At 59.9% G+C, this 21,891-nt stretch carries 24 protein-coding genes; 13 read left to right on the top strand and 11 right to left on the bottom strand.

The genetic code is table 11. The features are described 5' to 3' along the window. Positions 1–8: 8 nt before the first annotated feature. The 7 genes from thiL to nrdR all read right to left on the bottom strand — a co-directional run bounded on the left by thiL (position 9) and on the right by nrdR (position 5,459). A complete protein-coding gene (gene thiL / locus BLU25_RS17665; protein WP_016779230.1) occupies positions 9–968 on the bottom strand; it encodes a thiamine-phosphate kinase in 960 nt (319 codons plus the stop codon). 15 nt (positions 969–983) lie between these two features. Continuing rightward, entirely contained in the window at positions 984–1,484 is a 501-nt protein-coding gene (nusB, locus tag BLU25_RS17660) for a transcription antitermination factor NusB (protein ID WP_016779229.1), read from the bottom strand. After that, on the bottom strand, positions 1,481–1,957 hold the full coding sequence (gene ribH, locus BLU25_RS17655) for a 6,7-dimethyl-8-ribityllumazine synthase (protein ID WP_016779228.1): 477 nt from the start codon (positions 1,955–1,957) through the stop codon (positions 1,481–1,483). The genes nusB and ribH overlap by 4 nt, the downstream gene beginning before the upstream one ends. 90 nt (positions 1,958–2,047) lie before the next feature. Beyond that, entirely contained in the window at positions 2,048–3,139 is a 1,092-nt protein-coding gene (gene ribBA, locus BLU25_RS17650) for a bifunctional 3,4-dihydroxy-2-butanone-4-phosphate synthase/GTP cyclohydrolase II (protein WP_016779227.1), read from the bottom strand. A gap of 16 nt (positions 3,140–3,155) precedes the next feature. Then, positions 3,156–3,818: a riboflavin synthase gene (locus BLU25_RS17645; RefSeq protein ID WP_016779226.1), complete on the bottom strand. Its 663-nt coding sequence runs from the start codon at positions 3,816–3,818 to the stop codon at positions 3,156–3,158. Positions 3,819–3,864: 46 nt separating this feature from the next. Beyond that, the gene (ribD, locus tag BLU25_RS17640; protein ID WP_016779225.1) at positions 3,865–4,998 is read right to left on the bottom strand and encodes a bifunctional diaminohydroxyphosphoribosylaminopyrimidine deaminase/5-amino-6-(5-phosphoribosylamino)uracil reductase RibD; all 1,134 of its coding nucleotides are present in this window, start codon (positions 4,996–4,998) and stop codon (positions 3,865–3,867) included. Beyond that, a complete protein-coding gene (gene nrdR, locus BLU25_RS17635; RefSeq protein WP_029611200.1) occupies positions 4,995–5,459 on the bottom strand; it encodes a transcriptional regulator NrdR in 465 nt (154 codons plus the stop codon). Before nrdR ends, ribD begins: the two co-directional genes overlap by 4 nt. 139 nt (positions 5,460–5,598) lie before the next feature. Between nrdR and BLU25_RS17630 the strand changes: the two genes are divergently transcribed. From BLU25_RS17630 to trxA, 3 genes are read left to right on the top strand one after another with little or no spacing between them, the layout of a single operon-like run. Continuing rightward, positions 5,599–6,048 (top strand): hypothetical protein, encoded by a 450-nt coding sequence (locus BLU25_RS17630; protein WP_016779223.1) that lies wholly within the window; start codon positions 5,599–5,601, stop codon positions 6,046–6,048. Then, positions 6,045–6,734, top strand: a complete 690-nt coding sequence (locus BLU25_RS17625; RefSeq protein ID WP_016779222.1) for a class I SAM-dependent methyltransferase — start codon at positions 6,045–6,047, stop codon at positions 6,732–6,734. Before BLU25_RS17630 ends, BLU25_RS17625 begins: the two co-directional genes overlap by 4 nt. A 31-nt stretch (positions 6,735–6,765) precedes the next feature. Further along, positions 6,766–7,641, top strand: a complete 876-nt coding sequence (trxA, locus tag BLU25_RS17620; RefSeq protein ID WP_016779221.1) for a thioredoxin — start codon at positions 6,766–6,768, stop codon at positions 7,639–7,641. Between the two features lie 172 nt (positions 7,642–7,813). Here trxA and BLU25_RS17615 read toward each other — a convergent pair whose 3' ends face one another. Further along, positions 7,814–8,161 (bottom strand): hypothetical protein, encoded by a 348-nt coding sequence (locus BLU25_RS17615; RefSeq protein ID WP_016779220.1) that lies wholly within the window; start codon positions 8,159–8,161, stop codon positions 7,814–7,816. A gap of 134 nt (positions 8,162–8,295) precedes the next feature. Here BLU25_RS17615 and BLU25_RS17610 point away from each other — a divergent pair, with 134 nt between their 5' ends. The 5 genes from BLU25_RS17610 to BLU25_RS17590 all read left to right on the top strand — a co-directional run bounded on the left by BLU25_RS17610 (position 8,296) and on the right by BLU25_RS17590 (position 12,445). Continuing rightward, positions 8,296–8,853 carry a DUF2796 domain-containing protein gene (locus BLU25_RS17610; RefSeq protein ID WP_016779219.1) on the top strand — a complete coding sequence of 186 codons (558 nt, stop codon included), beginning with the start codon at positions 8,296–8,298 and terminating at the stop codon, positions 8,851–8,853. Positions 8,854–8,992: 139 nt separating this feature from the next. After that, the gene (locus BLU25_RS17605; RefSeq protein ID WP_016779218.1) at positions 8,993–9,703 is read left to right on the top strand and encodes an ABC transporter ATP-binding protein; all 711 of its coding nucleotides are present in this window, start codon (positions 8,993–8,995) and stop codon (positions 9,701–9,703) included. Between the two features lies 1 nt (position 9,704). After that, positions 9,705–10,970, top strand: a complete 1,266-nt coding sequence (locus BLU25_RS17600) for an ABC transporter permease (RefSeq protein WP_016779217.1) — start codon at positions 9,705–9,707, stop codon at positions 10,968–10,970. Positions 10,971–10,995: 25 nt separating this feature from the next. Next, positions 10,996–11,505, top strand: a complete 510-nt coding sequence (locus BLU25_RS17595; protein ID WP_016779216.1) for a DUF3299 domain-containing protein — start codon at positions 10,996–10,998, stop codon at positions 11,503–11,505. A 241-nt stretch (positions 11,506–11,746) separates the two neighbouring features. Continuing rightward, entirely contained in the window at positions 11,747–12,445 is a 699-nt protein-coding gene (locus tag BLU25_RS17590) for an OmpW/AlkL family protein (RefSeq protein ID WP_016779215.1), read from the top strand. Between the two features lie 60 nt (positions 12,446–12,505). On the opposite strand, the gene BLU25_RS17585 is transcribed toward BLU25_RS17590, so the two are convergent. The 3 genes from BLU25_RS17585 to BLU25_RS17575 form a co-directional block, all read right to left on the bottom strand. Continuing rightward, on the bottom strand, positions 12,506–13,435 hold the full coding sequence (locus BLU25_RS17585; protein WP_016779214.1) for an NAD-dependent epimerase/dehydratase family protein: 930 nt from the start codon (positions 13,433–13,435) through the stop codon (positions 12,506–12,508). Further along, a complete protein-coding gene (locus BLU25_RS17580; RefSeq protein WP_029611199.1) occupies positions 13,428–14,312 on the bottom strand; it encodes a sugar nucleotide-binding protein in 885 nt (294 codons plus the stop codon). The genes BLU25_RS17585 and BLU25_RS17580 overlap by 8 nt, the downstream gene beginning before the upstream one ends. 144 nt (positions 14,313–14,456) lie before the next feature. Beyond that, on the bottom strand, positions 14,457–16,571 hold the full coding sequence (locus BLU25_RS17575) for a mechanosensitive ion channel family protein (RefSeq protein WP_083369750.1): 2,115 nt from the start codon (positions 16,569–16,571) through the stop codon (positions 14,457–14,459). A 673-nt stretch (positions 16,572–17,244) separates the two neighbouring features. On the opposite strand from BLU25_RS17575, the gene BLU25_RS17570 reads away from it, so the two are divergent. The 5 genes from BLU25_RS17570 (at position 17,245) to BLU25_RS17550 (ending at position 21,889) form a co-directional block, all read left to right on the top strand. Beyond that, the gene (locus BLU25_RS17570) at positions 17,245–18,972 is read left to right on the top strand and encodes an AMP-binding protein (protein ID WP_016779211.1); all 1,728 of its coding nucleotides are present in this window, start codon (positions 17,245–17,247) and stop codon (positions 18,970–18,972) included. A gap of 229 nt (positions 18,973–19,201) precedes the next feature. Further along, positions 19,202–20,131, top strand: a complete 930-nt coding sequence (locus tag BLU25_RS17565) for a hypothetical protein (RefSeq protein WP_016779210.1) — start codon at positions 19,202–19,204, stop codon at positions 20,129–20,131. 27 nt (positions 20,132–20,158) lie between these two features. Then, entirely contained in the window at positions 20,159–20,410 is a 252-nt protein-coding gene (locus BLU25_RS17560; RefSeq protein WP_016779209.1) for an acyl carrier protein, read from the top strand. A gap of 31 nt (positions 20,411–20,441) precedes the next feature. After that, the gene (locus BLU25_RS23635) at positions 20,442–21,320 is read left to right on the top strand and encodes a hypothetical protein (protein WP_016779208.1); all 879 of its coding nucleotides are present in this window, start codon (positions 20,442–20,444) and stop codon (positions 21,318–21,320) included. Beyond that, positions 21,317–21,889 (top strand): hypothetical protein, encoded by a 573-nt coding sequence (locus BLU25_RS17550; protein ID WP_016779207.1) that lies wholly within the window; start codon positions 21,317–21,319, stop codon positions 21,887–21,889. Before BLU25_RS23635 ends, BLU25_RS17550 begins: the two co-directional genes overlap by 4 nt. The last annotated feature ends 2 nt before the right edge of the window (positions 21,890–21,891 follow it).

The following is a 21,891-nucleotide window of genomic DNA, read 5'->3' as shown; positions in this document are numbered from 1 at the left end:
CCACGGGATCACGCACGAAAATGCTGATAGCCGCGAACTGCCGGGGTAATGTCCCGACCTTCGTCATCCAGCAGCGTTACGCCCTGCCCTGCAACCACGCGACCAACCACATGGATCGGCCAACCATCGGCCAGCAGGGTCGGCAATTCAACGGCTGGCAAGGTAAACGCCAGTACATAGTCATCACCGCCGCTCAATGCAGCCTGTTGCGCCCCCGCCTCACCCAGAAATTCTTCCAGCGCCAGCGACACCGGCACCCGGTCGAGCTCAACTACCAGGCCCACCCCGGATGCCGTCGCGATATGCCCGCAATCGGCCAGCAGGCCATCGGAGATATCCAGCGCCGAGGTGGCCTTGCCGCGCAGGGCCTGGCCCAGCGCCAGCTGCGGTTGCGGCGACCAGTAATGAGCCAGCAACGGTTCGCTGATCATGGGTTGCGCACTGCGTTGGCCCAACACCAGCGGTAACGCCCCGGCGGCATTGCCCAACTCGCCCCCCACACACAACAGGTCACCGGGGCGTGCGCCGCTGCGGGTCAGGGCACGGCCCGCGGGAACCCGGCCAAACACGGTAAGGGTCAGGCACAACGGCCCACGCGTGGTATCACCACCAATCAGGCGCAGGCCACAGGTCTGAGCCATCAGGTTCAAACCGCGAGCATAGGCTTGCAGCCAGTCGGCGTCGAACGTCGGCAGGGTCAAGGCAAGGGTAAATGCGAGAGGGGTTGCGCCCATGGCCGCCAGATCGCTGGCCGCCACCGCCAGCGAGCGCTGACCGAGCAGGAAAGGGTCGCAAGGATCTGCGAAGTGCACCCCGGCTACCAGGGTGTCGGTGGAAATCGCCAGCTGTTCCCCGAAGGGAACATCCAGCAGGGCGCAGTCGTCGCCAATACCCAGGGCAACACCCTCGCCGCCCTGCGCACAGGGCGCGGCAGCGAAGAAGTTGCGGATCAGCTCAAACTCGCCCATGGCCGACAGCGCGGTTTAGCGCTTGTAAGCCTTTACTTCAGCTTCACGCAGGCGCGGAGCCAGTTTGTCGAGCACACCGTTGACGAACTTGTGGCCGTCGGTGGAACCGAAAACCTTGGCCAGCTCGATACCTTCGTTGATCACAACGCGGTAAGGCACGTCGACACGCTTGATCAGTTCCCAGGTGGACAGGCGCAGCACCGACAGCTCAACCGGGTCGAGTTCTTCGATGGTGATGTCCAGGCACGGAACCAGGGCCGCATCGATCTCGCCTTTGTGCGCAGGCACGCCGTGCAGGATTTCACGGAAGTAGGCAGCGTCAACGTCGGTGAAGTCGTTATCGACGCGGAACTGCGCTTCGATTTCGTTCAACGATTGCTTGGCCATGTGCCACTGGTACAGGGCCTGAGTCGCGAGTTGACGCGCTTCACGGCGCTTGGCGCTCTTGGATGGCTTGCCAGCGTCCGCAGGTTTTGGATCGCGCGGGTTGAAACGATCGCTTTCGTCGGAAATCACTTGGCCTCCAACTGTGCCAACAGGCTGACCATTTCAAGGGCGGACAAGGCAGCTTCAGCGCCTTTGTTGCCGGCTTTGGTGCCGGAACGCTCGATGGCTTGCTCGATCGAATCAACCGTCAGCACGCCGAATGCAACCGGTACGCCGAACTGCATGGACACCTGGGACAGGCCCTTGGTGCACTCGCCGGCCACGTATTCGAAGTGCGGGGTACCGCCACGAATCACGGCGCCCAGGGCGATGATGGCAGCGAACTCGTTGCGCTGGGCAACTTTTTGCGCAACCAGCGGGATTTCGAACGCGCCAGGGGCACGGACGATGGTGATGTCGCTTTCGTTCACACCGTGGCGAACCAGGGCATCAACGGCACCACTCACCAGGCTTTCGACGACAAAGCTGTTGAAACGGCCAACTACGAGTGCGTAGCGACCTTTGGGGGCGATGAAGGTACCTTCGATGGTCTTCAGGGTCATTCGGTATGTCTCGTATTAAAGAGCCAGAGCGCATTTGCATGCGCTCTTTAGGATATTGGGCCACGAATTCGGACTGGACACGACCGGTCTTTATTCGGAGGGCACGTATTCTACAACTTCCAGATCGAAACCGGATATGGCATTGAACTTCATTGGTGAACTCATCAGGCGCATTTTGCGCACACCGAGGTCACGCAGGATCTGCGAACCGGCACCGACGATGCTGTAGGTGGTCGGTTTTTTTGCCGGTGCGTGGTCCGCGGTTTCGCGGATATTGGCCAGCAATACATCGCCGTCCAGCGGGTGCCCGAGCAACAGCACCACACCGCTGCCCGCCTCTGCCACCGCGCTCATGGCGGCGCGCAGGCTCCAGCGGCCGGGCTGCTTGACCATCAGCAGGTCGCGCAGCGGGTCCATGTTGTGTACACGCACCAGGGTCGGTTCTTCGGCGCAGATCTTGCCCAGGGTCAGTGCCATGTGCACATCGCCTTCGACTGAATCACGATAGGTCACCAAATTGAATTGGCCCAGTTCGCTGTCCAGTGGCTGCTCGGCAATCCGCTGAACGGTACGTTCGTGGATCATGCGGTAGTGGATCAGGTCGGCGATGGTGCCGATCTTGATGCCGTGCTCGGCGGCGAAGGTTTCCAGCTCAGGGCGACGGGCCATGGTGCCGTCGTCGTTCATCACTTCGCAGATCACGCCGCTGGGCTCGAACCCGGCCATGCGCGCCAGGTCGCAGGCAGCCTCGGTGTGGCCGGCGCGGGCCAGGGTGCCGCCCGCCTGGGCCATCAGCGGGAAGATATGGCCCGGGCTGACGATGTCTTCGGCCTTGGCATCCTTGGCAGCGGCCGCTTGCACGGTGCGGGCACGGTCGGCGGCCGAGATGCCGGTGGTGACGCCGGTGGCGGCTTCGATCGACACGGTGAACTTGGTGCCAAAGCCGGAGCCGTTGCGCGGCGCCATTAATGGCAACTTGAGCAGTTCGCAGCGCTCGCGGCTCATCGGCATGCAGATCAGGCCACGGGCGAAACGCGCCATGAAGTTGATGTGCTCGGCCTTGCAGCACTCGGCGGCCATGATCAGGTCGCCTTCGTTCTCGCGGTCTTCGTCATCCATAAGGATGACCATCTTGCCTTGGCGGATGTCTTCAACCAGTTCTTCGATGCTGTTGAGCGCCACGCGGCACCCCCTTACGTCAGGATTTGAGGAAGCCGTTGGCGGCCAGGAAGCTTTCGCTGATACCACCCGAAGTCGGCTCGGCGGCTTTGTCGCCCAGCAGCAGACGCTCCAGGTAGCGCGCCAGCAAATCAACTTCAAGGTTAACCCGGCGACCCGGGCGGTAGTCGCCCATGATGGTTTCGCTCAGGGTGTGCGGGATGATGGTCAGCGAGAACTCGGCGCCATTGACCGCGTTCACGGTCAGGCTGGTGCCATCGACGGTGATCGAGCCTTTATGGGCGATGTACTTGGCCAGTTCCTTGGGCGCGCGGATGCGGAATTCGATCGCGCGAGCGTTCTCTTCACGGGAGATCACTTCGCCCACGCCATCGACGTGGCCGCTGACCAGATGACCGCCCAGGCGGGTGGTGGGGGTCAGGGCTTTTTCCAGGTTGACCCGGCTGCCGCTCTTGAGGTCGTTGAAGGCGGTGCAATCGAGGGTCTCGCGGCTGACGTCCGCGGCAAAGCCGTTGCCCGGCAGCTCGACGGCGGTCAGGCACACGCCGTTGATCGCGATACTGTCACCGAGTTTGACGTCGCTCAGGTCGAGCTTGCCGGTGTCGATGGAAACGCGCACATCACCGCCCTTGGGGGTCAATGCACGGATGCTGCCGATGGATTCAATAATGCCGGTAAACATGTCGTTCCCCTTGAGAACAAAGCCTGTTTGAAACGAAGGCTGAGAATTATACGCTGGCTGATGGCACAGGTATGGCTGTGACTCGCCAGTCATCGCCCACTGCGCGCATTTCCGTGATCTTGAGCAATGGCGCTTCGCTCATATGGGTCAGCGGCAGCTCCAGCAATGGCCGCGCCGTAGAGCCCAAAAACTTGGCGGCGACAAAAATCTGGTATTCGTCGACCAGCCCCTGCTCGGCAAAAGCCCCCGCCAGACGCGGCCCGGCCTCTACCAGCACTTCGTTGACGCCACGCGCAGCCAGCGCCTGCAGCAGCTTGCGCAGGTCGACCTGGCCGTTGGCGCCGTGGATCACCAGGCACTCCGGCCCGGTGCGGTATTGCTCGGCAGGCGGCACGCAGGTGGCAACCAGCGCTGGCCCGGCCTTGAAAAACGGCGCATCCAGCGGCACCCGCAGGCGCCCGTCGATCAGCACCCGCAATGGCGGGCGGCTGAGCGCCAACGCTGTCAGCTCGGGGCTCAGGCCCAGCTCGGGGCCGCGCACGGTCAGGCGGGCGCCATCGGCCAGCACGGTATCCGCACCGGTCAGCACCACGCTGGCCTGCGCCCGCAGACGCTGCACTGCAGAGCGCGCTTCAGGCCCGGTGATCCACTGGCTTTCGCCATTGGCCATCGCCGTGCGTCCATCAAGGCTCATGGCCATTTTCACCCGCACAAACGGCAGGCCGTGTTCCATGCGCTTGAGGAAACCCGGGTTCAACGCCCGGGCATCGGCTTCGAGCACACCGCTGCGCACTTCAATGCCGGCATCGGCCAGGCGCTTGAGGCCGCGCCCGGCAACTTCGGGGTTGGGGTCCTGCATGGCCGCGACCACCCGTGCCACGCCTGCCGTGATCAGCCCTTCGGCGCACGGCGGGGTATGCCCGTGATGGCTGCACGGTTCGAGAGTGACATAGGCCGTGGCACCCCGGGCCAGCTCGCCCGCCGCGCGCAAGGCGTGGACTTCGGCATGGGGCTCGCCGGTGCGCACATGCCAGCCTTCGCCGACGATCTGCCCGTCACGCACGATCACACAACCGACCCGCGGGTTGGGGTGGGTGGTGTACAGGCCGTTGCGCGCCAGTTCGATGGCGCGTGCCATGTAATGGGTGTCTAAAATCGATTGTTCAGTGGACTGGGTCATTCTTTGGAAGGCTCACGGGCAAGGCGGTCGATCTCTTCGCGGAACTCGTTCAAGTCCTGGAAGCGTCGATAGACCGAGGCAAAGCGGATATAGGCCACTTCGTCGAGCTTTTGCAGCTCGCCCATGACCAGTTCACCAACAACCAGCGACTTGACTTCGCGTTCGCCGGTGGCGCGCAGCTTGTGCTTGATCCGGGCCAGCGCGGCTTCAAGGCGCTCGACACTCACCGGGCGCTTTTCCAGCGCACGCTGCATGCCAGCGCGCAGTTTTTCTTCGTCAAAGGGCTGACGACTGCCGTCTTGCTTGATCAGGCGGGGTAGTACCAACTCGGCTGTTTCAAAGGTGGTGAAACGCTCACCACAGGCCAGGCATTCGCGCCGGCGACGCACCTGATCGCCCTCGGCGACCAGACGCGAGTCGATGACTTTAGTGTCGTTGGCACCGCAGAAGGGACAGTGCATGGTGGCAGCCAACAAAAATGGGGAGCGCCATGTTAGCGCATCCCACTGGCAAGACAAGCCATAGGCTTTACGGTATACAGACGGGCTACTATGTTTTAAACCATCTGATACACCGACTGACCTGCCGCTGGAGCCGTGTATGCCGCTACGAACGCTTGTTTTGCTGTGCCTTGCCAGTTTGCTGGTGGCTTGTAGCAGTGAGCCACCTAAATCGGCACAGCCCCAAGTGCTGGCGCAGCCCAAAACCGACGCCCCGGCCGACCTCGGTCCGCTGCCGTCCTATCAGCGCGAGTTGAGCGGCGTATTGACGGGCGTACCGGCAGGCGCCGAGGTGGAGTTGGCCATGCTGATCGTCGACGACCGTGGCCGCCCCCAGGGGCTGATGGCCAGCAGCAAGATTCTCGGCAACAACCAGGCCCTGCCCTTCAAGCTGCGTTTCAACCCGCAAGCCTTCCCGACCGGCATGCGCGTCGAGCTGCGCGGCCGCGCCAGCCAGTCCGGGCAATTGATCCTGCATTTGCCCTCACGCATCATCAATCAACCCACCACCCAGGCACTGGGTACCCTGGCTTTCGTCAAGGCACCATGAATACACCGCTTGGCCTGCAGCAGTCGTTGAGCGAGTTGCTGGGTGATGCGCGGCTGGTGGCCACCGACTTGCCCGGTACTGCGCTCAAGCTCTGGCTGATCGATGCGCACAACATGGATCGCGCTTTCACCCCCGACGAGACCCGGCGCATTCTCTACGAGCCGCCCTACTGGGCGTTTTGCTGGGCCAGCGGGCTGGCACTCGCACGCTTTCTGGCCGAGCAGCCGCAGTGGGTCAAGGGCAAGCGCGTGCTGGACTTTGGTGCCGGCTCCGGCGTTGCCGCGATTGCTGCCGCCAGGGCCGGGGCGCTGGAAGTGGTGGCCTGCGACCTTGACCCGCTGGCGTTGGCGGCCTGCCGGGCCAATGCGCAACTCAATGATGTGCAACTGGGTTATTCCAGCGACTTTTTTGCCGAAGCCGACCGGTTCGATCTGATCCTGGTGGCTGACGTGCTGTACGACCGTGAAAACCTGCCATTGCTGGATCAGTTCCCCACCCGCGGGCAACAAACCCTGGTGGCCGATTCCCGCGTGCGCGACTTCCAGCATCCACTTTATCGGCAACTGGCCATGCTCAAGGCACTGACCCTGCCCGACCTGGCCGAGCCCCACGAATTTCGCAACGTCAGCCTGTATCACGCGTGCCGTGAGCCAAGCGCTTTCAGCCGCCTGGTACAGCCTTTATAGTTGCCTTCATTTACCTGCTTCGAGACACATAATGAATCAGCCTACGCCCTCTTTCAGCTTCGACGTAACCTCCGCTGACTTCGACAAACTGGTGGTCCAGGCGTCTTTCGACCAACCCGTACTGGTGGATTTCTGGGCCGAGTGGTGCGCACCGTGCAAAGTGATGCTGCCGATCCTGGAACAGATCGCCGAGGATTATCAGGGCGAATTGCTGCTGGCCAAGGTCAACTGCGACGTTGAGCAGGACATTGTGGGTCGCATCGGCATACAGACCTTGCCCACCGTGGTGCTGTTCAAAGACGGCAAAGTTGTCGACGGTTTCCAGGAAGCCCAGCCTGAGTCGGCCATTCGCGCCATGCTCGCGCCTCACGTGGTCATGCCCGAAGCCGCGGTTGAAGACCCGCTGGTGCAAGCCCAGGCGCTGTTTGCCGAAAGCCGCTTTGCCGATGCCGAAGCCCTGCTCAAAAACATCCTGACCGAAGACAACAGCAACGCCAAAGCGCTGATCCTGTATGGCCGCTGCCTGGCCGAGCGTGGTGAATTGACTGAAGCGCAAGCGGTACTCGATGCGGTCAAAAGCGACGAGCACAAAGCCGAACTGGCCGGGGCCAAAGCGCAACTGACGTTCTTGCGCCAGGCAGCTGATCTGCCGGATGTAGCCGACTTGAAGACCCGCGTGGCGCAAAATCCGCAGGACGACGAAGCAGCGTATCAACTGGCAATCCAGCAACTGGCGCGCCAGCAATATGAAGGGGCACTGGACGGTCTGCTGAAGCTGTTTACCCGCAACCGCAGCTACAACGAAGGCATTACCCACAAGACCCTGCTGCAAGTGTTCGACCTGCTGGGCAATGATCACCCGCTGGTCACCACCTACCGCCGCAAGCTGTTTGCTGCGCTGTACTAAACGCCGATACATATCTGTAGCAGCTGCCGAGGGACGAGGCTGCGTCCGGCGGCGAAGCCGTCGTAAAACCATTCAGCCTTGGTGTTTCAGTTATATCGCGCTTGCCGGGTTTACGACGGCTTCGCCGCCGAACGCAGCCTCGCGTTGCTCGTCAGCTGCTACAGGTTTTTTGTTACGCCCCGTCAACCCAGCTATAGATCGGTGAGTCAGCCCCGCTGACCACTTTCACCTCGGCACAATGGCGCAAGCGCACCAACAGGCGTTTGCCTGCGCCTGTGCTGCCGGCCAGTGCTTCAAGCTGCCCCAGCAACTCAGGCCCGGTCATTTGCCCGGCCTTGCGCAGCAAGTCCTTGGTGGCTTCCCACACGGCATCATCCTGGTTCACGGGCCTGGCAGCCGGCTGGCTCACCGGTGCATCAGCCACAGGCAACTGCGCGCCCAGCTTCGCCCAATCGCTGTCATCCAGCTCCACCGTCAAATCCACCGGCCAGTCGCCTATTGTTCCGCGAATGCGCACCATCGTCGTGCTCCTCAATTTTCATCTCGCCATGCTCCCATGCGTCTTGCGTAACGCCAAGCACACGGGCAAACTCTCGGCATACTTGTTATAAGATCACATAACAAAATTTTCACATTTCTTGCCGGAGTCCTCCCATGCGCCGTTTGCTTCTTGCTTTGCCGTTTGCCTTGTTGCCGCTGGCGATGGCTCATGCCGCCGACGCTCACGACCATGAGCACGACAGCCTGCCACCCCACGAGCATGGCGTGGGCAGTTTGAATGTCGCGCTGGACGGTCAGACCCTGGAACTGGACCTGGACGGTCCGTCGATCAACCTGGTGGGTTTTGAGCATGTGGCCACTACTGAGGCAGACAAGGCCAAGGTCGAGTCGGCGCGCAAGCAACTGGAAAACCCGCTGGTGCTGTTCAGCATTCCCAAGGCCGCCGGTTGCACTGCCGAGGCCCAGGAACTGAAAAGCCCGCTGTTCGACCCGGCACCTGAAGAAGGCAGCGCCAAGGGCGAGCACCATCACAGCGATATCGAAGCCCACTATGCGTTTACCTGCAGCACGCCGGACGCTTTGAAAACGCTGGATCTGTCGCAGTTTTTCAAGACATTCCCGGGCACGCATAAATTCAAGGTGCAACTGATAGGCCCAAGTGGCCAGCAAGCGGTGGAAGTGACGGCCAAGGCACCTACGCTGAAGTTTTAAACACCTGCCTCCCCCTGTGGGAGCGGGCTTGCCCGCGATGACATCACCTCGGTGTGCCTGACAGACCGCAGCGTCTGAATCGCGAGCAAGCCCGCTCCCACAGACAGTATTCCCCCACTCCCAGGCGATTCTCCCCCCCATGACCCAAGCACTTATCGAACTGAGCGACCTGAGCTTCAGCTGGCCGGGCCACCCCGTGCTGCTGGATATTCCGGCGTTTCGCCTGGAGCCGGGTGAAACCCTGTTTCTCAAAGGCCCCAGTGGCAGTGGCAAAACTACTTTGCTGGGCCTGCTGGGCGGCGTGCAAAAAGCCAACAGCGGCACCATCCGCCTGCTGGGTCAGGAGTTGGGGGAGCTGGGTTCAGGCGCCCGCGACCGCTTCCGGGTTGATCACACCGGTTACATATTTCAGCAGTTCAATCTGCTGCCGTTTTTGTCGGTACGCGAAAACGTTGAACTGCCTTGCCACTTCTCCAGGCTGCGTGCCAGCCGCGCCGTGCAACGCCATGGCAGTGTGGATAACGCCGCGCAAACCCTGCTCGCGCATCTGGGCCTCAAAGACCCGGCGCTGCTGGAGCGTCGCGCCGATTCGCTGTCCATCGGCCAACAACAGCGTGTGGCCGCCGCCCGTGCCCTGATCGGCCAGCCCGAACTGGTGATTGCCGACGAGCCCACCTCAGCCCTCGATGCCGATGCTCGCGAAGCCTTTATCCAGTTGCTGTTTGCCGAATGCCGCGAGGCAGGCGCCAGCTTGCTGTTTGTCAGCCATGATCAAAGCCTGGCGCCTTTATTCGACCGTAACCTGTCGCTGTCTGAACTCAATCGCGCCGCCCTGTCGGTAGAGGTCTGAGATGTATCTGTTTCGTCTAGCGCTGGCCAGCCTGGCCAACCGTCGCTTTACCGCACTGCTGACCGCTTTCGCCATTGCCCTGTCGGTATGCCTGCTGCTGGCCGTCGAGCGGGTGCGCACCGAAGCCCGCGCCAGTTTTGCCAGCACCATCAGCGGCACCGACCTGATCGTCGGCGCCCGTTCGGGCTCGGTCAATCTGCTACTGTATTCGGTGTTTCGCATCGGCAATGCCACCAACAATATTCGTTGGGACAGCTTTGAACACTTCGCCAACAACCCCAAGGTGAAATGGGCGATCCCCATGTCCCTGGGCGACTCGCATCGCGGTTATCGGGTGATGGGCACCAGCGAAGCGTATTTCGAGCACTACCAGTACGGCCGCAAGCAAAACCTCAAGCTGGCCAGCGGCCGCCCTTTTGCCACTGATCCATTCGAGGTGGTGCTGGGCGCCGAAGTCGCCGAGGCCCTGCATTACAAACTGGGCGACAAGCTGGTGCTGGCTCACGGCGTGGCAGCGATCAGCCTGGTCAAGCACGATGACAAACCGTTTACCGTGGTCGGCATTCTCGCGCGCACCGGCACCCCGGTAGATCGCACGCTGCATATCAGCCTGGGCGGCATGGAAGCGATCCATATCGACTGGCATAACGGTGTGCCAGCCCACGGTGCCGGGCGTGTCAGCGCCGACCAGGCCCGTAATATGGACCTCACGCCCCAGGCCATCACCGCGTTTATGCTGGGCCTGAACAGCAAGATTTCGACCTTTGCCCTGCAACGGGAGATCAATGACTTCCGCGGTGAGCCGATGATGGCGATTTTGCCCGGCGTGGCCCTGCAGGAGCTGTGGAGCCTGATGAGCACCGCTGAAAAAGCGCTGTTTGTGGTGTCGCTGTTTGTGGTGCTGACCGGGTTGATCGGCATGCTCACGGCCATCCTGACCAGCCTTAATGAACGTCGCCGGGAGATGGCGATTCTGCGTTCCGTGGGCGCCCGGCCCTGGCATATCGCCACCCTGCTGATTTTCGAAGCCCTGGCGCTGGCATTGGCCGGGGTGATCGCAGGCGTAGGGTTGCTGTATGTATGCATTGCCGTTGCTCAAGGCTATGTGCAATCCAATTACGGCCTGTATTTGCCGCTGGCATGGCCAAGTGAATATGAATGGACCCTGCTCGGCGGTATTCTGGCTGCAGCCCTGCTGATGGGCTGCGTGCCGGCATGGCGCGCCTACCGACAATCGCTGGCCGATGGTCTGTCCATTCGTTTATGAGCTTGAGTCTATGAAAAGGTCTGCAATGTCCCGCGCGCTGCTGGCGCTGTTACTGCTGGTTGCGACCCCGCTGTGGGCGGCCGAACCCAAGGAGCTGACCTGGTCGGAGATGATCCCGGCGGATGCACCGCCTGAAGCACCGGACATGACGCCGCTGCACGACCTGTCGCAGATGGGCAGCATGGAAGCCGCTCCGGCAGCCAAACAGGACTTGCCCAATGCGCCGGTGGTCCCGGCGCTGGATGGCCAGTTGATTCGTTTGCCGGGGTATATCGTGCCCCTTGAAGTCAGCGAAGACGGGCGTACCACCGACTTTTTGCTGGTGCCCTACTTCGGCGCCTGCATCCATGTGCCGCCACCGCCGTCGAATCAGATCGTGCATGTGACCAGTAAAGAGGGGGTCAAGCTCGACGAGCTGTACCAGCCGTACTGGATCGTCGGGGCACTGCAGGTCAAGCCAAGCACCAGCGAACTGGCGGATGCGGGGTATCAGATGGATGCTCAGCGGATCGTGGTGTACGAACTGCCTGAGTAAACCCAAAGGCCCCTCACCCTGGCCCTCTCCCAGAGGGAGAGGGGACTAAAAGCAAAAGCAGGTTTGCGCAACGCCCCCAATCAGCCCCCTCTCCCTCCGGGAGAGGGTTGGGGTGAGGGCGCTCTTGGCAATTAACGAATTTTTCACAACTTCACGTTTTCATTGAGCTGGGTCAACTGGACAGGCCGGGGCGCTCATTACCATTGGTTATATAAATTTTAAATATCCCAATGGAGCTCCCATGCACAAGTCTTTGCTCAGCGCAGCCGCCCTTGCGCTCGCCGTCGTCGCCCCTCTGGCCCACGCACACACGGAAGGCGACATCATCGTGCGTGCCGGTGCCATCACGGTAAACCCGAAGGCCGACAGCTCCAGCGTCAAGGTTGATCAGGGCCCGCTGGCGGGTGCCGACCTGGGTGGCAAGGCAACCATGAGCAGCGACACGCAATTGGGTCTCAACTTCGCCTACATGATCACCGACCATGTGGGTATCGAACTGCTGGCAGCCACACCGTTTGAGCATGACGTCAAACTCAAGGGCACCGGCCTGGCAGCCGCCAACGGCAAACTGGGTACCCTCAAGCACTTGCCGCCAACCCTGAGCGTTGTGTACTACCCGCTGGACTCCAAGTCGGTATTCCAGCCTTATGTCGGTGCCGGTATCAACTACACTTGGATCTACGACGAGCACGTCGGCAGCCGCGCCAGCGCCGAAGGTTTCGACAACTTCAAGGCAAAAAACTCGTGGGGCATGGCCTGGCAGCTGGGTGCTGACTACATGCTGACCGACAACATCATGATCAACGCCCAGGCACGCTATATCGATATCGATACCCGTGCCACCGTGGAAAACAACGCCGTTGCGCCGGGCACCCGTGCCAAGGTCAACGTAGACGTCGATCCGTGGGTCTACATGGTTGGCCTGGGCTACAAGTTCTAAACCCGGCAATCATAAAAAAAGGCGCCTTTGAAAGGCGCCTTTTTTGTGGGCGGGCGGTTATTAGCGGCCTAGCAGGCGCGCCAGCCCGACACTCATTGGTGTGGTTTCACCCAATGTGAAGCGCTGCAACAGACGGCTGTTGTCGGCACGCGAATGGCGAATGTCGCCCGAACGGGCCGGGCCGTGGCTGATCGGCGGCAACTCGCCGACGACTTCGCTCAGTGCCGCAAGCATCTGGTTGAGTGTCGTGGCCTTGTTCAAGCCAACGTTGATCGCACCCTCTTCAGCTTTATCGGTCTCGACGGCTTGCACCAGAATCTTGACCAGATCGCCCACATACATGAAATCGCGAGTTTGCTCGCCATCGCCAAAAATGGTGATCGGCAGGCCTTTTTCTGCTCGTTCGCAAAAAATGCTGATAACGCCAGAGTACGGCGATGACGGATCCTGATGTGGGCCATAGATGTTGAAAAAGCGGAAAATCACAGGTTCAAGACCGTGCTGGCGGCGGTAGAAGTCCAGGTAGTACTCGCTGGCCAGCTTGTCGGACGCATAAGGCGTCAACGGTGCTTTGGGAGTGTCTTCGACTATCGACTCGCCTTCACCGTTATTGCCATACACAGCCGCACTGGATGCAAAGACAACACGTTTGACGCCTGCTTCACGCATGGCTTCGCACACGTTAAGGGTACCGATAAAGTTGCTTTGGTGGGTGCGTACAGGATCATCCACCGAGGCTTGCACCGAAGCGACCGCCGCCAGATGAACCACTGCGCTGCAGCCGGCCATGGCCTTGGCCACCACGGTTGCATCGGCGACATCACCCTCAATCAACTCGACCTTGGGATTATCCAGCGGCAGGTTGCTGCGCTTGCCTGTCGAAAGGTCGTCGAGAATACGCACGCAATGGCCATTGGCCAATAAGGCAGGTACCAGGTTGGAGCCGATAAAACCGGCGCCACCGGTGATTAAAACGGGGGCATCAGCCATGACGATAAAACCTGTCCAGTAAAGCGGGAAGAGCCGCACGCCAGGCGCGAGGCTTGATCCCGAAGGTGTGTAGAATTTTTTTGCAGGCCAGCACCGCGTGCTGGGGTTCTTCTGCCGCATCGGGCCGTGCGGCGTGCGCCTGGGGTGTCGGCGCTTCAATTGCCAGCGGGTGCAGGTTGCGGGCCTCGGCCAGGATCGCCTGCCCCAGCGCCAGCGGCGTTGTCGCCTCATGCCCGGCGTAGTGGTAGGTGCCCCACAGTGGCGCCGCGCAATCAAGCTGCTTGAGTACCGAGATAATCACCCGCGCAGCATCATCCACCGGTGTCGGGTTGCCCCGTCGGTCATCGGCCATCAGCAACTCGCCCGGCTTCTCGGCCTGGGCCAGGAACCGTCCCAGAGTGCCATCGGGGCTGTCATCGAGCAGCCAGCCAAAACGCAGCAGTACATGTTGCGGGCAAATGGCCCGAACACTTTGTTCAATGCGCCACAACGCCTGGCCGCGCAACCCAAGCGGGACGGGTTCGTCTTTTTCGCTGTAGGCCGTCGCCCGCGAGCCATCGAACACCCGATAGCTGGAAGGCTGCAACAAGATGATGTTGTGGTGCTGGCACAGCTCCGCCAGACGCTCGACAGCGCGCTCCTGGCTGGCAAGCCGGGCCTCGCTTACTGACTGCGCCTGAAACCAGTCGAAGTAGTACGCAAGGTTGATGACCGCATCCGGGCGGGTGTCATCGAGCAGTTGCGTGAGGCTCGCGGCGTCCCAACCGTCTTGCGGCGGGCGCGGGGCTAGGAAATTGATGTCTTCCTCGGCTCCCAGACGAATCAGCGCCTGCCCGAGGGCATTTCCGCCGCCCAATAACATAAGGCGCATTCGCATAAAGTATGCAGGCTCAGTCTATTCAGAACGGTGATGTATACCAGAAAATCAGCCGTGAAAGCTGCTGACCCTAATCAAGATAGCCGCATTTTGCGGGTTTCTGGCCCACACGTCACTGACAAACTGCCTCATGCTAAAAGGCCTTCATTGGGATCCGGGCGGAATATCCGTCAGTAATACCCCAGACCGTTGCGCCAAAGCCTGCGCGGGCGGCGTTTGTTCCGTCTCGCGCACGGGCATCAGAAACCCCTGTGGATAATGTTGCGCGAAATGAACATCCGCCGATTTATCCACAAGCTTTTTCAGCCGGTCGTTGAACGCCCGGCTCACGGTGTTCTGCGCCCCGGACATGGTGCGGAACTGCGCGGTGATGGTCACGCCGTCGAGGTTCATGCTGTCGACCCCGAAAATCGTCAGCGAACCTTGCAGGCTGAGCCTGAGCAAGGGGTCGTTGCTGATCTGGTTGCCGGCCTCGCGGATCAGGGCAGTGGCTTTGTCCATGTCAGTGTCATAGGTGAACTGCACTGAGAAAAAGGCATAGGCAAACTGGCGCGAATGATTGATCACCGCCTTGATCTGCCCAAACGGAACCGAGTGGACAAAGCCACGCGAATCCCGCAGGCGCAAGGTGCGAATGGTCAGCCCCTCCACCGTCCCCGCGTGGGCGGAGTCGATCACCACCCAGTCGCCGACCGAGATGGTGTCTTCAATAATGATAAACAGCCCGGTGATCACATCCTGTACCAGTTGCTGGGAGCCAAAACCGATGGCCAGGCCGATGACCCCGGCCCCCGCCAGGAAAGGCGCAACGTTGACGCCCAGATTGGCCATTGTGGTGATGGTGCAAATCACCACCAGAATCACTTTGATCGCATTGCGCGCCAGCGGCAGGATGGTTTTGATCCGCGTGCTGGGCTCATGGCTGCCACGGCGGTTGGTGGCCGGTTCCAGGGCTTGTTGAATGGCCGTATCGAGCACCACCCAGGTCAGCCAGGTCACCAGCAGAATCAACAGGATATGGCCGAGTGAGTCGCTGATGACCTTGCCGGTACTGCTGTCTGACGCAAAGGCCAGCAACGAAAAACCCCAGACTTTGGCCAGCAACTCGATAAAGGTCACGGCCAGGGCAATACGCAGCAGTGCGTAGACCACGCCTATAAACCGCTCCTGGTAGGCCCCCGCACGCTGGGTTCGGGTTCGAAACGAATGGTGCAGCACCGTGCTCAAAAAAACCGTACCGATCAGCAGGCCCGATGTCAGCAAGGCACTGCGCAAGGCGCGTTCACTGCCCTCGCCCACCCCCAGCAAATTACGCGCACTCACCAGCAACATCAGCAGCACAGGCCAGTACCAGAGCACCGAAAAAATCCGCAAGGACTCCTGCAAGGCCGGCTGCCCGAGCCGCTGCGCCAGGGCCCGATTGCGAATCAGGTGGGCCACCGGGCGCCGCACCCGCACCACCAGCCAGGCAAACACACAGCACGCCAGCAGCCCGGCAAACACCGACAGGCAACTGGCGATATTGCCACCAATTTGCCGGGCGATTTGCGGGCTGCCCATCGCATCACTCAGGGCTGAAGAGAAACCGATCAAAAACAGCGGGCGCCTGGAGTACTGGCGAATGATCTGCACCGCGCGCCGCTTGTGCCCCGTATCGAACAAGGTGCTGAGGGACAGCACCAGCGCCACGCAAAACACCCCGCCGCTGCCGGCATACGTCAGGCTCAGGCCGAACGAGCGGCCCAGCGTGTCTTGCAAGAATCGGCTGGCATACAGGGTCAGCAACAAGGACAGCAGCGCGGGCACCATATACGGCGCCACATACTTGACCAGCGCCTGAATGCGCGGCCTGCCAGCAATCGGTCGGGTTGTGAGCAGATAACGCGCCAGCCATCGCCCGGCAAACATCAGCCCGAAAAATGCGCCAAACCAGATGACCGACAACAGGAAGAAATCGGCCAGCCCGCTCCATGACGGATGGCTGGATGCCTGCTCGACCAGTGCCCCCACTTCATCAGCCGCACGCTCGGTACGCAGCCCCCAGGTGTCCAGCAGGTGCATGCTCAGGCCCAGTTTGTCCTTAACCTCATCCATGCCAGCACCCAAAGCCCCCAGCAGGCCGCCATCAACCAGAACAGGCGGTTTGCCATCCGCCTCTTCGGCCTTGATCACGGAAGCCAGTGTGGGCGCGGCATGGAGCAGGCCGTTGCCTGAAAACAACACGACGAACAGCAAAATCAACGTTTTGAATTTGAACAAACCCGGGGGCCTCCTGAGTATCCTTGACAGGCCAGCCGAATCGAAGGGATTAGGCTCGATACGGGGCGCGCCTGCGTTTTCGATCAAGTGCAGCATAGTCAATGTCACGTCAGCTGCCGGAAATAATCGGTCGAGGCCTAACTGAAGTTACCGCCCTGGCATACACAACCAGACAAAATGTGTAATCAAAAAAGCTGCCTTCAGCACCGCAATAAACGACCAGAAGAAAATCAAGCTCTCAATAAGTGACAGGCATCACTATTATTAAAATAGTTCGAGCGCCTCGATAAACGAAAACTTTAAAACTCGGTTTATTCTGCCTCACCCCAAGACTTAGTTAAGACCGCACGACTGACTTATAACGTCGCCACGTACTACAAAAGCAAACAACTGCTCACGCCATTTAAATACAAAACACCCAACCCGGAGCACTCAATGTTTAGAACGTTAAACAGCTGCACACCCAGTTCAAAACCAGCCAATACCGCAGATCGCAAACCAACATGAAAGATTATGAAAGTTTCACCTGACATATTTACAAACACTATTTCATCCCCTAGAGCCCGCCACACCGGGCACTACAGGTTTGTATGCTCATTCGAGTGCTGTATTGAATTTGTAACATTTAACAGTCTTACTTGACTGACTTCCCGGAGTTCGGAAATTGGAAACAATGATCGATGCTATTTTGTCTGCCCTGGATAACCCACAGCAAAGCGCACTGCGACAGATTACTGTCATAGAAGAGAACGGGGAAGAAAAGAGCATTTCCTATGCGGCATTGGCACAACAAGCATTGGCTGTTTCTTCAGCCCTGACCGAACTGGGGGTTGTTCGTAATGACTTGGTTACTCTTGCCCTGCCGGCATCCATCGATCATTTGTTGCTACTGACTGGATGCGTGTTGATTGGCGCCTTGCCTTGCACCGTCGCGCTGCCTGGAAGGCTGATGGCAGACTCGCCGCGCAACCAGATACATGTTGCCTGTCAGTTGTTTGCACCGCGCCTGCTGATCGCATCCGAAAGCAACACCCCCGCACTCCAGAGTTTGCTGGCTCGCATGCCTGTGCGTGTGGTCTCAAGCGCAGAGGTAAGGGTCGCTGCCAGCGCAGGGTTTCCAGTGCGCGTGGAACGCTGCCAACCAGACAGCGGCCATCATGTGCAACTGACGTCGGGCTCGACCGGTCGCCCCAAGGCCGCCATCCTCAGCCATCGCAATGTCATCGCCAATGTGCGCGGTATCGGCGGTGTGGTTGGCTACAGTGCCGAGCGCGGCGACGCCTCTGCTTCCTGGCTGCCGCTGCATCACGACATGGGCCTGGTGACGCTTCTGTCGAACCTGTATTACCAGGCACCCCTGCTGTTGATGCAGCCGGCCAGCTTTATTCGCAACCCGCTGGGCTGGCTCAAGCGCATGTCCAGCTTTGGCGCAACCACCACGGCGGCGCCGACGTTCGCCCTGCAGTATTGCATTCGCCGTTACCGCGAAGCGTCCATGAAAGAGGTGGATCTGCACAAGTTGCGCAATATCTTTGTCGGCGCCGAAAGGGTGGATGAAGTTTGCCTGCGGGACTTTGCACAGACATTCGCTCCGCACGGGCTTTCACGGTCTGCGCTGCAGCCTTGTTACGGCATGGCGGAATCGACGCTGGCGGTGACCATGCACAATACGAACTTCAATTACGACAAGCAGGCGCTCGCCTACGTCATTGCTGACCGTATCGATTCCGGCGCGGTGATCGACCATTGGCAGGCTCGCCGCGCGGACGAGAACACTCGCAGGGTAGAAACCGTACTGTCGATGGGCCGGCCGATTGAGGGCATGCAAGTTGCCGTCAAAGCCCTGGACCGTTCCGACGCCAAGGACCGCGAAGTAGGCGAAATCTTTATACGCGGCACCTCGGTCATGTCCGGCTATTTACCCGCCGCAGGCCAGGCCGAGCCGTACCAAAGCGGCGACTGGTTTGCGACCGGGGATATAGGTTATCGAGTGGATGAACATGTGTTTGTACTCGGCCGCAAGAAAGAACTGATCATCATCCGTGGCAGTAATTATTTCCCCCATGAAATTGAAGATGTCATTGCCTCACACCCTTTATTGGCCAGCGGCGGTAATGCCGTTGCGGCCTTCGGTATCTACGACGAAGCGCAGAGAACCGAAAGCCTGGCGATTATGATCGAGCTTGACGCGAAACAGGCTCAAATCGAGCTGCGCACCCAACTTCAAAACCAGTTGCGCGACAAGTTTGGATTTGGTGCCCACGCCATCACCTTCGTTGCACCCGGAAGTTTGCCACGCACCACCAGCAACAAACTTAAACGCCTGGAGTGTCGGACAATTTATCTCCAAACAGTAATGGACAATAAAGACACAACCGATATAGAGCAGCTTGTTATTTAAAGTACCTGCCAACCAGTGACACCGATCGTCTGACGCACTGCAACTTTTAAATACTGGACCACTCACTATGCAAACCTTGACGCAAGGTATGGATGCTCGTTCGTCACGTCATTCATTATTGAATCTTTGTGCACAACCGGTTGTTCATCGCTTATCCATATATGGCGAACTGCCTGCTCACTTGATCCAGATTATCTCGCGCGCTTGCGTGCGATTGATGGATTCAGACATGTTGATTTTGCAGACGATGCACAACTACGAGTTTGCCGAACAATTGAACCGACCCTCGGTGGCCCTGTCGCAGCCGACCCACGAGTTGGAACATATTCTGGAGCGCATTCAGCAAGACGGTCTGGCGTTGCACTACCGATCCTTCATGCAGAACTTCGCCCATTTGTTTTCGCTGTTCCTGACGCCGGATCAATATGCACGGGCCCGCGCCAGCATTGATGCCGGCAGCGCCCTGCGTTTCCTGATGAGTGATGCCGGCGGCCCAACCCTCACGAGCTGGCGCACGGTCGCCCAGCCGGAAGGTGAGGGTTTCAAGCTGCATATCGACAAGGTCTGGGGCATGTACGCCAACCTTGACGGTATGGCCATCGTCGCCGCCCGCACGCCGGGCTCGTTTTTCCCGTCGGCCTTCCTGGTCTGGCCCGAGCAATACAAGACCCTCAAGCGAACGCTCTGCGGCGAGCCCTTTCTCGGCGATGTCGTGCAGTTGGGGAACGTCAAGGGCACGGTGCAGGTTTCCCAGGAGGATCGCCTGACAGTGGGCGGCCCCGCGGTACTCAAAAAATACCTGACGACGGTACGGCCTTTTCTGGTGCGTGCACTGATGGCCCATCTTGACTGGCTGGCTAGTCAGGGGCGCCTCGAACTGACGCCGGACGAACGCGCGTCCCGCGATTTCATCGCCGCCGCCGCCCGCACCAAGACGCTCTCCGACCGCTACGAGAGCGAAGACGTGCAGCGCGTACTGGCACTGAAACTCGCCTCCAATGAACTGCTTTTGCATCTGGTCAGCCGCGGCGCCGTGCCGAGTTTTCTCGACCAGCGTGACCTGTTGGCGTTTACCAAAATGGAAGGCAGCTCTTACCGCTGTTACCACGAATTGCGCGCAAGCATGCGCGTGGCCAAGCCTGAATCCGACTCACTTTAATCCGCTCTACCCCCAGGAGAAGCACCTATGACAACGACGACTGAAACCCTCAACACCCTGGAACTTCTGAAGAAAGAAGCCGCCAAGATTCTCAATATCGAATCCGTCGATACCCACGTCGGCTTGGGTGAACTGGGTATTGATTCACTCAATGTGGTTGAGCTGATCGTCTATTGCGAACAGCTCTACGGATCCATTGACCCTGAGCAACTGAACATCACGCAGTACACCACCCTGGAGCAAATCGACACCCAGTTGCATCAGCAACAAGTCGCCTGATCGCCAGCCACCCTCATACCAGAAGCTCACCATGTCGAACTCGCCGCCCTTTGCATCAACGCCGTCACTTGGCACCGTTCCGGCTTTCACGGTCCATACGCTGGCTTACCTGCGCACAGAAACACCCTTTGTGTCGCCCCAGGTGAGCCTGGAGGATGCAGCGTTGGCGTTGGGGCAGCGGGTAGGCGATGAGGCGTGCCGTTATGCAAGCGACGCAGGGCCTATCGACGATTACGTGGTGAGCTCGACCGTGCTGTCCCAGTTTTTGGCTGACGGTTCGCCCCATGCAGACTATTTCCAGGAGGCGATAACCAGCCATTACGGGCGCCGTCCTGACTGGATAACCAACGCCTATGAATGCACGGGTTGGGGTTTCATCCTGCGCTATATCCAGGGCAAGGCGCAGTTCAACGGGCGTCGCAGGCTGTTGCTGCAGATTGTCGACACAGACATCCACAATTTTACTTACTGGCTAGGCAACAACCGTTGGGGCAAATCCGGGTTTGGCATCTGCACCTTAGTGATTGATGTAATTGCAGAGGCTCAAAACATGCTGTTCATCGGCACTGCAAGCCAGGCCAATGCGCTGCTGCAATTAGGGCGAGGCCTGCGCAGTTTCACCGAAAGCCGGCCTGGCCTGGGTATCGCCGTACCGTTTTTCCCCGAGATGTCGCGCCGCGCCCTGTTCAAGTGCTTCGACACGGCTTGCGTACACGCCGACCATTATCAGCGATTCGGTCATTCCTTCGGCAGCGACCCCTGGCTTTCACTACTGGGCGAGCTTGGCGCGGGCTCCGCGCACCCCGGCAGCGACTGCATCGTGTCGTCGCTGGCCATGAACGGCTATTTTTCGATTGCCCAGATAACCCTCGCGCCCGATCTGCACCATGCACTGGAAGGTGAAATGTGAAGAGCGCGCAAACCTGTTCGCTGCTGTTGCAGCGCAATCCGGATCACAGCCGGCCTGTCCCTTGTTCGGCTCGCAACCTGCCACTGTTCGAAACGCAAGACTATGCACGCCGAAGTGTTTACGCACACCACAACCCCACGCCGGTGCTGGTCAACAACCAGCAGTACTACACCCTGCTGTCGACGCTGGCCCAACACATTTGGGACCGCTGCGGCGAACACACGCGGCTCCTGGCGCAGGTACGCATGCCGTCCATCGACCTTGCGTTGCCAAAAAACCTGCTCGATCCACGCGTAACCCTGGGCGCCCATTTATCCAATGAAGCCCTGTTCTGGGCACGCCAGCTAGAGACGCCGGTGGTCTGGATCAGCGCCGAACAGATTCGGCGCGACCTGTGGGACGGCGGCGATAACCGCCTGCATATCGCCGCCTGGAATACCGCACACACCCCAGCCATCACCGAGTGGTTCTTGCCCGACCTGGACTACTTCGTGGCGCAGGTGCACCCATCACCTGTGCATGGGCCGTTCACCACATCTCAACCGAAATGCACGCACGTACAGGGGTGATC

This window comes from Pseudomonas fragi, from assembly GCF_900105835.1.
GTDB classification, from domain to species: domain Bacteria; phylum Pseudomonadota; class Gammaproteobacteria; order Pseudomonadales; family Pseudomonadaceae; genus Aquipseudomonas; species Aquipseudomonas fragi.
Note: the sequence above shows the minus strand (reverse complement) of the source record. Positions and strands in the feature narration are given on the sequence as shown.